This is a genomic window from Pseudomonas fluorescens, from assembly GCF_902497895.1.
In the GTDB taxonomy this organism is placed as follows: Bacteria; Pseudomonadota; Gammaproteobacteria; order Pseudomonadales; family Pseudomonadaceae; genus Aquipseudomonas; species Aquipseudomonas fluorescens_BP.
Map to the genome: position 1 here is coordinate 154,696 of NZ_CABVHQ010000001.1, position 13,702 is coordinate 168,397.

The window sequence follows — 13,702 nt, forward strand, 5'->3', positions numbered from 1 at the left end:
GCAGCTCCTACGAGCGCACACAAATCCTGTAGGAGCTGCCGAAGGCTGCGATCTTTTGATTTTCAATCAGTCCGGCAATTCTGCCATCCCGTCCACATCGGTCATCGCCCGCTCCAGCAGATCCGCCGGCAGGCTCTTGCTGGCCCGTGCGCCGAGCAACTTGAGCTGCTCACTGCGACTGATCAGATTGCCGCGGCCTTCGGTCAGTTTGTTGCGTGCCGCGCTGTAGGCTTTGTCCAGTTGCTGCAGGCGATTGCCGACTTCGTCCAGGTCCTGGATGAATAACACGAACTTGTCGTACAGCCAGCCAGCGCGTTCGGCGATCTCCCGTGCGTTCTGGCTCTGGCGCTCCTGCTTCCACAAGCTGTCGATGACTCGCAACGTTGCCAGCAAGGTGGTCGGGCTGACGATGACAATGTTGCGGTCGAAGGCTTCCTGAAACAGGTTCGGCTCGGCTTGCAACGCCGCGGAGAAAGCCGCTTCGATCGGCACGAAAAGCAGCACGAAATCCAGGCTGTGCAAGCCTTCCAGACGCTTGTAATCCTTGCCGGCCAGACCCTTGACATGGTTGCGCAGAGACAGCACGTGCTGTTTCAGCGCCGCCTGGCCAATCACCTCATCGTCGGCAGCCACATACTGCTGATAAGCGGTGAGACTGACCTTGGAATCGACCACTACCTGCTTGTCACCCGGCAACATGATCAGCACGTCTGGCTGAAAACGTTCGCCATCCGGGCCTTTGAGGCTGACCTGGGTCTGGTATTCCCGGCCCTTCTCCAGGCCCGCATGCTCAAGCACTCGCTCGAGAATCAACTCACCCCAGTTGCCCTGGGTTTTCTGGCCCTTGAGGGCGCGAGTCAGGTTGGTCGCCTCGTCACTCAGGCGCAGATTCAACTGCTGCAGACGCTCTAGCTCCTTGGCCAGGGAGAAACGCTCGCGGGCTTCGGCCTGGTAGCTTTCTTCAACGCGCTTTTCAAACGATTGAATGCGTTCTTTCAGCGGATCGAGAAGCTGCCCCAGACGCTGCTGACTGGTCTCGGCGAAGCGCTGCTCACGCTCATCGAAGATCTTCCCGGCCAGTTCCGCAAACTGCGCACGCAGCTCATCCCGCGAGCCCTGCAGGTCGCTGAGGCGTTGTTGATGGCTTTCCTGTTGCTCACGCAACTCGGCGTTGAGCGACGCCGCCTGGGCGTCCAGGCGGCGTAACTCGGTCTCTTTGCTGCTGCGCTCCAGATTCCAGGCGTGGGCGGCGTCGCGCGCATTGTCACGCTCGATTTGCAGCAGTTCGACCTCACGGCGAACCGCGGCCAGATCCGCTTGTTTAGTTGCATTGGCCTGGCTCAGGTCGCTGATTTCATCGCGGCTGGCATCGAGCTGGGCATTGAGCCCCTCCTGCGCCAGTTGTGCAGTGCTCAGGCGCTCTTCGAGCAGCGACAGCTCGGATTGTCGGGCACTCAAGCGTCGCTGAGAGTGCCAGAGCAACACCAATAGCGGCAGCGCAGCACCCGCCAGCCCCAGCAAAGCGCTGGTCAAGTCCATAGCCATAACCACTCCTGCCGATGGGATAAAGCCTGAAGGTTAAACAAGGCGTCGGGCCAGGAACAGCTCAGTCTTCGATCTGACCCAGTTCGCGCTGGGCACACCGATCACCTGCGCGGGCGGCCTGGCGCAGCAGATCATGACCGATCCGCCGATCCCGGGCACTCCCGCATTCGCGGTACATCAACTGCCCCAGACGACTTTGCGCAGCCACCACGCCTTCACGGGCCGGTTGCTTGAGCAAACGTCCGGCGAAGTGTTTGACGTTCCGGTTGTCGCCCAGGCGCGGACTGTCGAGCAGCCACATGGCGACACGCAGGGCCAGGCGTTTGGGTGGGGTAACACCTGGAGATGTGGAGGTTACATATGGTACTAAGCGAAACTTCATAAAGCACTGTGGGGTAGATCGGAAGGCGCGCCACTCTACTCCTTTTTTCGTACGGGTAAAGCCGAAAAAAATACTGCACGCCCGTGCTAGAGCAAGCGCTTGGGACAATCCACAGAAGCTGTGGATAACTCAGTGGACAACCCTCCTGCAACTCGCGCAAACCCCCATGGAGCGGGCCCCGCAGTCAAACTGACGATTTTTTCACCAGTAAAAAAAAACGATGTTTTTCATTGACTTAAAATTTCGCTGAAGGCAGAGACCCGCTGTAAGGCTGAAGTGACAGTGCTGTAACGCGCCGCGCAACTAATGTGCACAAGTACCCACGAAGCAGTTATATCAGCGCGCTTTTTCCCCACGTTCTGCTGCAAAAAACCGATGACTGACCAGTGAAGCAGCACCTTCCAACTGCTGCTTGAGCGGTCACACTGGCCCTGGCATTGGCCAGAATCCGTGCTACCGTAATACCCCCTGCTTACGGCGTGATGCTATGACGAGCTTTTTGCCGAACAGGTTTTTTTGCTCGCACCCTTCCCTTCTGAAACTCGATCCGTTACTATCCGCGGCGTTAGTACCAAGCTGAAAGTCAATTACGGTCGAACAAGTCCCCCGGTATACCTTCCCTAAAGAGAAGCTTCTACCGACAACACGGGATCGACCACCTCGATGGTTTCCAGGTAACACTTGCGACGACACTGCCTTTGATCGAAAGCAAAGGGTGTTGCGAAGTGCTCATACTCTGACCGAACCAACCTGCAGATTGATCAGGATCTTCACCCCGGGCCCCGAACCTTTGCCCTTGATGTGCTGCCTGCCCTCCTAAGTACCTACCTGCCAGCCCAAGCGCGCATAAATCCAAGCGCTTCTAACTGGCTGCTTTGTTCCAGTCGGGTTCTTCGTTCGACCAACGGTGGTCGACGTTACTGGAACGTTTTAACGTTGCACGGTTCTTATCCGTGTCATTTGTAGGAACACCATAACCATGTCTCAAATTCACACTCAGGATGCCATTCGCACCCTCACCAACGCTTTTGCACCAATGAACTGCCTGATCATGGCCGCTCGCAAAGGCTGCTTCAGCTTCACCCTGGTCAACGAACATGGCATCGCTCGTCACAGCGAACGCCTGTACCCCGATCAATACTCCAGCGCCGAGCCGCTGCAGGCCGTGATCGAGCGTACCCGTCAGGCACTGGTTGCCTGATACGCCGGAACACCGAAAAGCCAAAACCTTGCCTCAACAGCAGGGTTTTTTATTGCCTGAAATTTCTGAGCCCGGCGGACCGGCTTAAGCACCAACAGATATAACGATTATAACTCGAAGCCAGAAATATTTTAAAAACAGTCCTTTACAGCATGAATATGACACTACACTTCAACTCAAGCGGCATGATCCGCTTATGGCGAGACTGAACTCCCCCTGCTGCCAAGCCGCTCAGATCTCGCCACCTAATTCGCACGCGTGGAGGGCTGTATGGGTATCGCCGCCAGCGAGCTGTGCCGTTACGTGATCCGCCCGACTCTGATTTACCTCGGGTGCCACAGCCCGACCGCCGAATCATTGCTACTGGGCATTGCCGCCAGCCAATCGGCACTCGGATCCGCCCTCCATGACCGCCGTGGACACGGCCTGTACCGGATTGCCGAAATTCGCCATCAGGCCCTCTGGGACCACTATCTGGCCCTCGACCCCGAACGCGCCAGCCTGGTTCGCGGCCTTGCCAGTCAACATGCCTTTCTCAGCGGACCGCACATGGAACTCACGGTCAATTTGCGTTATGCCACTGCCATTGCCTGGCTGTTGGTCGAGGAACAAAACACTCCCCTGCCCGAAGCGGACGATTTGCTCGCAATGGCCCGGATCTGGCGGCAGACATTTCACCCCCAAGGGCGTCTCAGGGATTTCACCTGCGCCTGGCAAACCTGCATTTCCCCCCCCAATCAAATCGCCTGCTGATGGTGAATTGGCAAGATCGCGCCATAATCCGCAATCCTGGTCCGATTGTCCTACAAAACCGCTCTAAATCAAGCTATCCAGCCTATAGCGCTGGAGCGAAATTCTTGGTAATTTTCGCCCCGGTGATCACCAAGAGTTCTAATAATGAAAAAAGTAATGCTCAAAACCACCCTTAGTCTTGCCGTTACGTTGGCATCCACCCAAATCTTCGCAAGCGGCTTTGCGGTCAACGAACAAAGCATCAGCGGGATGGGTACTGGGTTCGCCGGTCGATCTTCTTCTGCCGAGGATGCAAGCACCGTTTTTGGCAACCCTGCCGGGATGTCGCGCCTCAAGCGTGAACAAGTCACCGGCGGTGTCGCCCTGATCGATGCCCATACCGATATCAATGACGCCAGCTCCCGCCCTAATGGCGGCAGCAACAAAGGCGACATGGTGCCGCTCATTGCCGTTCCCATGGGTTACTACGTCAAGCCAATCGACGATCACTGGGCTGTGGGTTTCGGCATATACGCGCCGTTCGGCCTGGTGACCGACTACGAGAACAATTTCGCCGGTCGCTATTTCGGCAGCAAAAGCGAAGTCACGGTCCTGACCCTGCAACCGACCATCAGCTATGCGTTCAACGACAAGGTTTCCATCGGTTTTGGTCCGACCATCAACCGTATTGACGGAACCCTGGAATCCAATCTGTCGCTGACCCAGGCCGCGCCGGATGGCAAGGTCAAGATCGAGGGTGACGACACCGCTCTGGGCTACAACGTCGGCGTCCTGGTGCAAGCCACTGACAGCACTCGCGTCGGCCTGACCTATCACTCGAAAGTGAAGTACAAGCTCGAAGGCGATACCAAGGTGAACTACGGCTTGCTGGCCCGCTTCGGCCAGAGCACCAGCCAGAAGTATGACGCTTCGCTGGATGTCACCACCCCTGAGTCGGTGGACCTCTCGGTCACCCACGCGCTGAACGACCAGTGGACCCTCTACGCAGGCAGCACCTGGACCCGCTGGAGCCGCCTGAAAGATATCACCGTCGACAACCAGGGCGTACCACCGATTCTGGCTGGCCAGTTCGAGACCATTTCCGAAGAACAGGACTGGCACGACACCTGGGCTCATGCCATCGGCGCGTCCTATCAGCTGAACAAGCAATGGGTGCTGCGTACCGGCCTGTCGGTAGACCAGGCGCCAACCAATAACACCCACCGCTCGCCGCGCATCCCGACTGGCGACCGGAAGATCTTCAGCATCGGCGCCGGCTGGAGCCCGACTGACGATCTGACCATCGACGTCGCCTACTCCTACCTCAAGGAAGACGATGCCAAGATCAACAACAGCAACAATCGTGGCCAGGCCTACAACGCCACGTATGAAAACTCGGCAAACAACTTCGGTATAGGCGCAACCTACAAGTTCTGATTTCCGGCGAGGTTAAACAACTCGCCGCCCGAAAAAAAAGCCCCGCACTCTGCTACAGAGGCGGGGCTTTTCAATGGGCGTCGATCAGGGTTTTGAAGCCAGGGCCTTCTCCACCGCTTCGATAAACTCTGGATTATCGGGCTTGGTCAGGCTGGAAAAATTGGCGATCACCTTGCCACGGCGGTCGACCACGTATTTGTAGAAATTCCATTTCGGCGCACTGCTCTGCTGCGCCAGGATCTTGAACAAATGAGTCGCATCGGGACCACGGACTTTTTGCGGTTCGGTCATGGTGAAAGTCACGCCGTAGTTCACATAACAGACCTTGGCCGTCTCGGCACCCTCCTTGGCCTCCTGCTTGAAGTCATTGGAAGGCACGCCGACCAACTCCAGGCCTTGCTCCTTGTAGTTTTGATACAGCGCCTCGAGCCCTTTGAACTGGGGGGCGAAGCCACAGAAGCTGGCGGTATTCACCACCACCAGCGGCTTGCCGGCAAAGCGCTCGCACAGATTGATGGATTCCTTGGCGTGCAACTTGGGCAATGAGCCTTGCAACAATGGCGGGCACTCGGCAGCCAGCGCCGAACCACCGAACGCCACGAGTAGAGCTGGAACCGCAAGCCAGCGCATCAGCATGATCAATGTCCTTGAAAGGTCGTCAGACTGCGACGTTACTCGCCAAAAGGCGCGCCTAGCAAGCACCCATGCCCAGTTGCATCAGCGCCAGGCCGCCCTGGTGCCAACCCCACCAGACCAACGCCAGCAGCACGCTGCCCAGACCCAGGCCGACACACCACGGCCAGAACCTGTTCATGCCAAACTTGTCTGCGCTTGCAGACGCGCCACCGGACGCTCACGTACCGGCCAGTTCAACGCAGCGGCCAACAGGCTCAAGAGAATCGCCGCCTGCCAGATCAGGTCATAGCTGCCGGTGCGGTCGTAGACCACCCCGCCCAGCCAACCACCGAGGAACGACCCCAGCTGGTGGAAGAGGAACACGATACCGCCGAGCATCGACAGATTTCGCACGCCAAAGAGCGTCGCTACCGTGCCATTGGTCAAGGGTACAGTCGACAGCCACAGGAAGCCCATGGCCATGCCAAACAGATAAGCGCTGACCTGCGTTACCGGTGCCCACAGGAACAGCCCGATCACCACCGCCCGCAGCAGATACAGGCCCGTCAGCAGGCGGGGCTTGGACATCCGCCCGCCGAGCCAGCCGGCGGTATAGGTGCCAAAGATATTGAACAGGCCGATCAGCGCCAAAACCGTGGTGCCGGTCATTGCCGGTAGATGCTGGTCCACCAGATAGGCCGGCAAATGCACACCGATAAACACCACCTGAAAGCCACAGACAAAAAAGCCGAATGCCAGCAACCAGAAGCCCGAGTGCGAGCAGGCCTCGCGCAAGGCTTCGGACAAGGTTTGTTCATGCCCGGCCAGCGGCAGCGGATTGTCCTTGAGCATGCTCACCAGGGGCACGATCATCGCCACCAGCAGCCCTAACACCAGGAGTGCCGTCGACCAACCAAGCCAGCCGATCAACCCGAGGGTTCCCGGCAACATGGCGAACTGGCCGAAAGAACCGGCGGCACTGGCGATACCCATGGCCATGCTGCGTTTTTCGGGAGCAACGGCACGTCCAACCACCCCCAGAATCACCGAGAATGAGGTACCCGACAGGCCGATGCCGATCAGCAGACCAGCGCTCAGGGATAACGACCAGGCCGAGTCGGACAGCCCCATGAAGACCAGACCAAGGGCGTATAGCACCCCGCCGATCAGCACCACCTTCGCCGCACCGAAACGGTCGGCCAACGCCCCGGTAAAGGGTTGCGCCAGGCCCCAGATCAGGTTCTGCAAGGCGATGGCGAAGGCGAACACCTCACGCCCCCAACCGAAATCGGCACTCATCGGCGCCAGGAACAGCCCAAAGCCATGTCGCACGCCCAAAGACAATGCCAGGATCAGCGCACTCCCGAGAAGAACCCAACCGCTGGTACGCCACATCGATGTCATTATTGCTCTCCGATAGCGGGTATATACCCGCTTAAGCTCAGAATTCATTGCCTTCAGGCAAGTTCGTCCAGCAAGGCCAGTAAGGTTTCGCGCTTCTGCGCACCCAGTCGCTCGATCAAACGCTGTTGCGCCGCTTCCCACGCCGGCAAGGCCGCCGCCAGGCGTTCGCACCCGGCCTCGGTGAGCAACACCACGCGATTGCGATGATCTTCACCTTCGACCAGGGTCACCAGACCTTCGCCCTCCAGCACTCGCAGATTGCGGCCCAGAGTGCTGCGGTCCAGGCCCATGGCGTGGGCCAGGGTGGAAATACTCGGCTGATCCAGGCGTTGCAAATTGCACAGCAAAGAATACTGCGCAACGTTGATCCCGAAGCCGTCGAGAGCGCCGTCGTAATGCCTGCTGACGCCTCGAGCGGCGCGACGCAGGTTGGTGCATAAACACTGGGAAGGAAGCATGGTGCGTGTATATACCCGCGGTTACCGAAAAGCAAGTTATTCGATATCACCTCCGCCCACCTTCTCCTCAGGCAATCCACCCGCAAAGACACAATTATTTTCATTAAATTGATTTATGAAATAAAACGTGTCATTTATAGCCTCGACAGAATCAGGAGCGACCCACCGAGTCGGTCCGGGTGTCGACCACCCAAACGCCCCAACACAGGAGTCAACAATATGAACAAGACAGAACTTCTAGGTGCTCTGGCACTTTGTGCCTTCAGCCTTCTCGCCCACGCCGACGCCGACGAAGACAGCCTGCGAATCGGGATCGAAGCAGCCTACCCGCCCTTCTCCTTCAAGACCCCGGAGGGCAATGTCAGCGGTTTCGACTACGACATCGGCAACGCCCTGTGCGAAGAGATGCAGGTCAAATGCCAATGGGTGATCCAGGAATTCGACGGCATGATCCCCTCGCTTAAAGTGCGCAAGATCGATGCGGTGCTGTCGTCGATGTCGATCACTGACGATCGCCTGAAGTCCGTCGACTTCAGCAAAAAGTACTACCACACCCCAGGCAAGTTCGCGATGAAGGCCGGCAACGTGATCAACGACCCGTTGGTTGATCTCAAAGGCAAGAAAGTCGGGGTGCAACGCTCTTCCACCTACGATCGTTTCGCCACCGAGCAACTGGAGAAAGCCGGGGTCGTGGTCGTGCGCTACTCGGCCCAGAATGAAGCCTTCCTCGACCTGGTCTCGGGCCGCCTGGACGCCACCCTCGCCGATATCGTCAACACCGATGAAAGCTTTATCAAAACCCCGGCCGGCAAAGGGTTCGCGCTGGTCGGGCCAGACATCAACGACCCGAAATACTTCGGCAGAGGCGCGGGGATCGCCGTGCGTAAAGGCGATAGCGTCAATGCTGCGCGCCTGAGCAGCGCGATTGACGCTATCCGCGCCAATGGCAAATACCAGCAAGTGATGGCCAGGTACTTCGCCTTCGATATCTACGGCCAATAAACCTCTACCTGTAACCCCGGCGCCAGGCCGCTGCAGGCGCCGCCTTTGGTTTGTCCCGCGCGCCTCCTGGCGCTCGCTTGAGGAACTTCATCATGCTTCACGGCTACGGATCGAGCATTCTCGATGGCGCCTGGCTGACTATTAACCTGGCCCTGACCTCCATGGCCATGGCCATTGCATTGGGTCTGATCGGGGCAGCCTTTCGGTTGTCGCCGCTCAAATGGCTGGCAACGCTGGGCGAAGGCTATACCACCGTTATTCGCGGCATCCCGGACCTGGTGTTGATCCTGCTGATCTTCTACGGCGGCCAGGATCTGGTGAACCGCATTGCCCTGGCGCTGGGCTACACCCGTTATATCGACATCAATCCGTTTATCGCCGGCGTCTGCACCATGGGCTTCATTTTCGGCGCCTATCTCTCGGAAACCTTTCGCGGCGCCTTTATGGCAATCCCTAAAGGTCAGGGCGAAGCCGGCGTTGCCTATGGCATGAGCAGTGTGCAGGTGTTCTGGCGGATTCTGGTGCCGCAGATGATTCGCTTCGCCATTCCCGGGTTCACCAACAACTGGCTGGTGCTGACCAAATCCACCGCGCTGATCTCGGTGATCGGCCTGCAGGACATGATGTTCAAGGCCAAGAACGCCGCGGACGCGACTCACGAGCCGTTTACCTTTTTCCTCGCGGTGGCGGCGCTTTATCTGATGCTCACCAGCCTGTCATTGCTGGTGCTGCGTTATCTGGAAAAACACTACTCGGTCGGCATCAAAGCCGCCGAGCTGTGATTGGGAGCGAACCCATGATTCTCGACTACAACGTGATTTGGGAAAACCTGCCGCTGTATTTCAACGGCGCCTTGCTGACCCTGAAAGTGCTGCTGATCTCCCTGGCCATTGGCCTGATGCTGGCGATTCCATTGGCGCTGATGCGAGTCTCCCGCTCGCCGCTGATCAACTTCCCGGCCTGGCTCTACACCTATGTAATTCGCGGCACGCCGATGCTGGTGCAGTTGTTCCTCATCTATTACGGCCTGGCGCAGTTCGAAGCGGTACGCCAGAGCGCGCTCTGGCCATACCTGTCCAGCGCGACCTTTTGTGCCTGCCTGGCCTTCGCGATCAATACCAGCGCCTACAGCGCGGAACTCCTGGCCGGCAGCCTGAAGTCCACGGCCCACGGCGAGATCGAAGCCGCCAGGGCCATGGGCATGTCGCGTTTTACCCTGTACCGGCGGATTCTCCTGCCGTCGGCCTTGCGCCGGGCGCTACCGCAGTACAGCAACGAAGTGCTGATGATGCTGCAAACCACCAGCCTGGCCTCGATCGTCACCCTGGTGGACATCACCGGGGCCGCGCGGACGGTCAGTGCGCGGTTCTATCTGCCGTTCGAGGCATTTATCACGGCGGGTCTGATCTACCTGGTCCTGACCTTCATCCTGGTTCGTCTGTTCAAGCTGGCCGAGCGCCGCTGGCTGGCGTATCTCGCACCGCGCAAGCACTAAGGAATTTTATGCAGCACATTCAATACCTGTTGCCGTGGAGTTCATCGGGCACTGAGCGGCATCTATCGCTGTTTCGCTTTGGCAATGGGCCGCGCAAGGTCTATATCCAGGCCGCCTTGCACGCCGACGAGCTACCGGGGATGCGCGTCGCCGTCGAACTCAAGCGCCGCCTGCGCGAGCTGGAAGAGCAAGGCCGGTTGACCGGGGTGATCGAACTGGTGCCGATGGCCAATCCGATCGGGATCGGGCAGATGTTCCAGGCCACCCATCAGGGTCGTTTCGAGTTCTCCAGCGGCAAGAACTTCAATCGCGACTTCCCGGAGTTGGCCGACGCCGTGGCGCCGCTGCTGGAAGGTCGACTGGGCGGGGATGCCAGCGCCAACGTCGGACTGATCCGCAGTGCCATGGGCGAGGTCATCCGGGACCTGCCGGCGCCCACTTCGGAACTCGATGGCCTGCGCCGCCTGTTGCTACAACATGCCTGCGATGCCGATCTGGTGCTGGACCTGCACTGCGACTTCGAGTCGATCATGCTGCTCTATGCCATGCCGCAAAACTGGCCACGCTTGCGTTCATTGGCCGCGCGCCTCGGCGCAGGTGCCGCCCTGCTGGCCGAGGGCGCGGGAGGCAATGCCTTCGATGAAGCCTGCGCGATCCCCTGGTTGCAGCTGGCCGAGCGTTTTGCCCCGGCCAATATTCCGCTGGCGTGTGTGGCCACCACCATCGAATTGCGCGGCATGGCTGACACCGATCGCGAGCACTGCGTCGAAAGCGCGGAGGCCATTCTCGGCTATCTCGCCGAGCAAGGCCTGATCAGCGGCGAGTGGCCGGCCGCGCCAGCGACCTGTTGTGAAGCGACGCCATTCGCCGGTGCGCAGTACGCCTATGCCCCGCATCCCGGCGTGGTGAGTTTTCTGCAACCTGTGGGTGCGCGGGTCAAGGTCGGCGATCCGCTGTTCGAAGTGCTCGATCCCCTGACCGATCGCCATAGCCTGGTGTGCGCCAGTACCGACGGCGTTCTGTATGCCCGCGAACGCCTGCGTTATGCCCAGCCCGGCCTGTGGCTGGCCAAAGTGGCCGGCAGTACCCCTATTCGCCAGGGTCGCTTGCTCAGCGACTGATTCCAGAGAGTGAAAACCATGTACAAACTTGAAGTTCAGGATCTACACAAAAGCTACGGTACTCACGAAGTACTCAAGGGCGTGTCCCTGGAGGCGAAAGCCGGTGACGTGATCAGCATCATCGGCTCCAGCGGCTCGGGCAAAAGCACCTTCCTGCGCTGCATCAACCTGCTGGAGCAGCCCAACGCCGGCAATATTCTGCTCAATGGCGAACAACTCAAGCTGGTGACCAACAAATTCGGCGGGCTCAAGGCCGCCGAGCCCAAACAGTTGCAACGCATGCGTTCGCGCCTGGCGATGGTGTTCCAGCACTTCAACCTCTGGTCCCATATGAGTGCCCTGGAAAATGTTATGGAAGCTCCGGTGCATGTGTTGGGCTCAACCAGGAAAGAAGCCCGGGAAAAGGCCGAGCACTATCTGCACAAGGTCGGCGTGGCGCACCGCATGGATGCTTACCCGGCGCATATGTCCGGCGGCGAGCAGCAACGGGTGGCGATTGCCCGGGCGCTGGCCATGGAACCGGAAGTGATGCTGTTCGATGAACCGACTTCGGCCCTCGACCCCGAGCTGGTCGGCGAAGTGCTCAAGGTCATGCAGGATCTCGCCCTGGAAGGTCGCACCATGGTGGTCGTGACCCATGAAATGGGCTTTGCCCGCGAGGTCTCGAATCAGCTGGTGTTCCTCCACAAGGGCCAGGTCGAAGAGCGCGGCAACCCCCGAGAAGTGCTGGTAAAGCCTCAGTCCGAGCGTCTGCAGCAGTTCCTGGCCGGCAGTTTGAAGTAATCCGCCGGCCTTGCGCCGTCCCTTGGTTCAGCGTTCTGCACCAAGGGTCGGCTTCGGATACACTCCAGCCCTCCTTATGCCATCAGGAAATGTCGATCCGGATATGCCGAGCCCTTCGAAAAACACCACGGTCTATGCCGCACCGGTGATGCGTAAACTGGCGGAAATCGTTGCCGATCTGCAGCCTTCGCTGCGCAAGGTAGCGGACTTCATCCTGCGTCATCCGCTGCGGGCGGCGACGCTGACCATCGAGGAGATGGCCCAGGAAACCGGCACTTCACCGGCAGCGGTCAACCGCTTGGCCAAGGCGTTGAACCTGGGAGGCTACACCGGCATGAAAGCCGAACTGGTGGCGACTCTGCAGCAGATGGTGTCGCCGGTCGACAAACTGCGCAACGAACTGGCGCACCGCCCCGGTGGTGCGTTTGGCCTGCATGAGCAAATCCAGAGCGCCAGCAGCAACCTCGCCACCACCGACACCAACAACCATCCAGATACCTTTGAAGCCTTCGTCACCAGCCTGACCCAGGCCCGTAAAATCTACATCCTGGGGTTCGGTAACAGCGTCTACTTTGCCGGCCTCGCGGCCTCGACCCTGATGCCCTTCTGTGCCGATGCCACCGCCATCAGCATGGAAGGCGGCAACGAAAACGCCGCTTACCGCCTGGCGGCGATCACCGATCAGGACGTACTGCTGGCGATCTCCCTGCCGCGTTACTCGCTGGACACTTTGCAGCTCGCACGTTTTGCCCATGAACGTGGCGCCTCGGTGCTGGCGATTACCGACTCGCCCGCCTCGCCCCTGACCCCGATTGCCCGGCACGTGCTCTTTGCTCCGGCCGACCACCCGGTACTGACCAGCTCCAACATCGCCGTGCTCGCGTTGATCGAAGGGTTGGTAGCGGGAGTGATGGCGCGCAACAAAGAAGCCGTGAAGCTGGCGACCGAATTGACCGAAAGCGTGATGTCTTACCTGCACATGCCAGACAGCAGCAAGTCGCCGAAAAAGCGCTAGGCGTACGCAATACCTCTAGGAGCTGACGCAGCCTGCGATCTTTGGCGGTTCTGGAGATTGCCCAAGAGCAAGATCAAAAGATCGCAGCCTGCGGCAGCTCCTACAGGATTAGTGTACCCCCGCAACATCGCGGGTGTGCAGGATCGGCGTAGGAGCTGGCGCAGCCTGCGATCTTTGGCGGTTCTGGAGATTGCCCAGGAGCAAGATCAAAAGATCGCAGCCTGCGGCAGGCCCAAGGGTGCACGCGCACTCCACACAAACAGGCCGGCCGGGTCGGCCGCCTTGCTCTTGCTTTTGACGCACCGCCCCCTCGAGAGGCCGAGAGGAGGTTCTGCGCAGTGGATAACCCGGCATGGATGCCGGGTTAGCCGCCCCCGGCCATGGATGGCCGATGGCGGCGGGCCCACGGAGCAGGACCGGAGCGAGGGCACCCTGAGCCTAGGCGAAGGGCCGAACGAAAGGGGCAAGAGCCCTTTGGTTACTTTGGGGCTCTTTTCCAAAGTGACCCGGCG

Annotated in this window: 15 protein-coding genes; 9 read left to right on the plus strand and 6 right to left on the minus strand. The window is 59.3% G+C overall.

Translation table 11 applies throughout. The annotated features are described in order from the left end of the window. Nucleotides 1–66: 66 nt before the first annotated feature. Both rmuC and F8N21_RS00675 read right to left on the minus strand, forming a co-directional pair. Nucleotides 67–1,431 carry a DNA recombination protein RmuC gene (gene rmuC, locus F8N21_RS00670; RefSeq protein WP_191624153.1) on the minus strand — a complete coding sequence of 455 codons (1,365 nt, stop codon included), beginning with the start codon at nt 1,429–1,431 and terminating at the stop codon, nt 67–69. 175 nt (nt 1,432–1,606) lie between these two features. Further along, nucleotides 1,607–1,927, minus strand: coding sequence for a sel1 repeat family protein (locus F8N21_RS00675; protein WP_150640263.1), 321 nt, complete (start codon nt 1,925–1,927; stop codon nt 1,607–1,609). Between the two features lie 979 nt (nt 1,928–2,906). Between F8N21_RS00675 and F8N21_RS00685 the strand changes: the two genes are divergently transcribed. The 3 genes from F8N21_RS00685 to F8N21_RS00695 all read left to right on the plus strand — a co-directional run bounded on the left by F8N21_RS00685 (nt 2,907) and on the right by F8N21_RS00695 (nt 5,297). Then, nucleotides 2,907–3,128 (plus strand): hypothetical protein, encoded by a 222-nt coding sequence (locus tag F8N21_RS00685; RefSeq protein ID WP_150640264.1) that lies wholly within the window; start codon nt 2,907–2,909, stop codon nt 3,126–3,128. A 270-nt stretch (nt 3,129–3,398) separates the two neighbouring features. Continuing rightward, nucleotides 3,399–3,881, plus strand: coding sequence for a hypothetical protein (locus tag F8N21_RS00690; protein WP_150640265.1), 483 nt, complete (start codon nt 3,399–3,401; stop codon nt 3,879–3,881). A 144-nt stretch (nt 3,882–4,025) separates the two neighbouring features. After that, complete coding sequence (locus tag F8N21_RS00695) at nt 4,026–5,297, plus strand: OmpP1/FadL family transporter (RefSeq protein WP_150640266.1); 1,272 nt, start codon at nt 4,026–4,028, stop codon at nt 5,295–5,297. A gap of 84 nt (nt 5,298–5,381) precedes the next feature. Here the strand turns inward: F8N21_RS00695 and F8N21_RS00700 are convergent, their stop codons facing one another. Genes F8N21_RS00700 through F8N21_RS00710 form a run of 4 tightly spaced genes read right to left on the minus strand, consistent with a single transcriptional unit; the run spans nt 5,382 to nt 7,774 of the window. Next, nucleotides 5,382–5,933, minus strand: coding sequence for a glutathione peroxidase (locus F8N21_RS00700; protein ID WP_150640267.1), 552 nt, complete (start codon nt 5,931–5,933; stop codon nt 5,382–5,384). Between the two features lie 55 nt (nt 5,934–5,988). Further along, nucleotides 5,989–6,111, minus strand: coding sequence for a hypothetical protein (locus F8N21_RS31250; RefSeq protein WP_263597288.1), 123 nt, complete (start codon nt 6,109–6,111; stop codon nt 5,989–5,991). Beyond that, nucleotides 6,108–7,316, minus strand: a complete 1,209-nt coding sequence (locus tag F8N21_RS00705; RefSeq protein ID WP_150640268.1) for an MFS transporter — start codon at nt 7,314–7,316, stop codon at nt 6,108–6,110. Before F8N21_RS00705 ends, F8N21_RS31250 begins: the two co-directional genes overlap by 4 nt. Before the next feature lie 53 nt (nt 7,317–7,369). After that, nucleotides 7,370–7,774 (minus strand): MarR family winged helix-turn-helix transcriptional regulator, encoded by a 405-nt coding sequence (locus F8N21_RS00710; protein WP_150640269.1) that lies wholly within the window; start codon nt 7,772–7,774, stop codon nt 7,370–7,372. 219 nt (nt 7,775–7,993) lie between these two features. Between F8N21_RS00710 and F8N21_RS00715 the strand changes: the two genes are divergently transcribed. The 6 genes from F8N21_RS00715 to F8N21_RS00740 all read left to right on the plus strand — a co-directional run bounded on the left by F8N21_RS00715 (nt 7,994) and on the right by F8N21_RS00740 (nt 13,190). Then, on the plus strand, nt 7,994–8,776 hold the full coding sequence (locus tag F8N21_RS00715) for an ABC transporter substrate-binding protein (protein ID WP_150640270.1): 783 nt from the start codon (nt 7,994–7,996) through the stop codon (nt 8,774–8,776). 92 nt (nt 8,777–8,868) lie between these two features. Then, on the plus strand, nt 8,869–9,558 hold the full coding sequence (locus F8N21_RS00720) for an ABC transporter permease (protein WP_150640271.1): 690 nt from the start codon (nt 8,869–8,871) through the stop codon (nt 9,556–9,558). Between the two features lie 14 nt (nt 9,559–9,572). Continuing rightward, nucleotides 9,573–10,271 carry an ABC transporter permease gene (locus tag F8N21_RS00725; RefSeq protein ID WP_150640272.1) on the plus strand — a complete coding sequence of 233 codons (699 nt, stop codon included), beginning with the start codon at nt 9,573–9,575 and terminating at the stop codon, nt 10,269–10,271. 8 nt (nt 10,272–10,279) lie between these two features. Next, on the plus strand, nt 10,280–11,392 hold the full coding sequence (locus F8N21_RS00730) for a succinylglutamate desuccinylase/aspartoacylase family protein (protein WP_150640273.1): 1,113 nt from the start codon (nt 10,280–10,282) through the stop codon (nt 11,390–11,392). Between the two features lie 18 nt (nt 11,393–11,410). Next, a complete protein-coding gene (locus tag F8N21_RS00735) occupies nt 11,411–12,175 on the plus strand; it encodes an ABC transporter ATP-binding protein (protein ID WP_150640274.1) in 765 nt (254 codons plus the stop codon). Between the two features lie 103 nt (nt 12,176–12,278). After that, nucleotides 12,279–13,190, plus strand: coding sequence for a MurR/RpiR family transcriptional regulator (locus tag F8N21_RS00740; protein ID WP_150640275.1), 912 nt, complete (start codon nt 12,279–12,281; stop codon nt 13,188–13,190). The last annotated feature ends 512 nt before the right edge of the window (nt 13,191–13,702 follow it).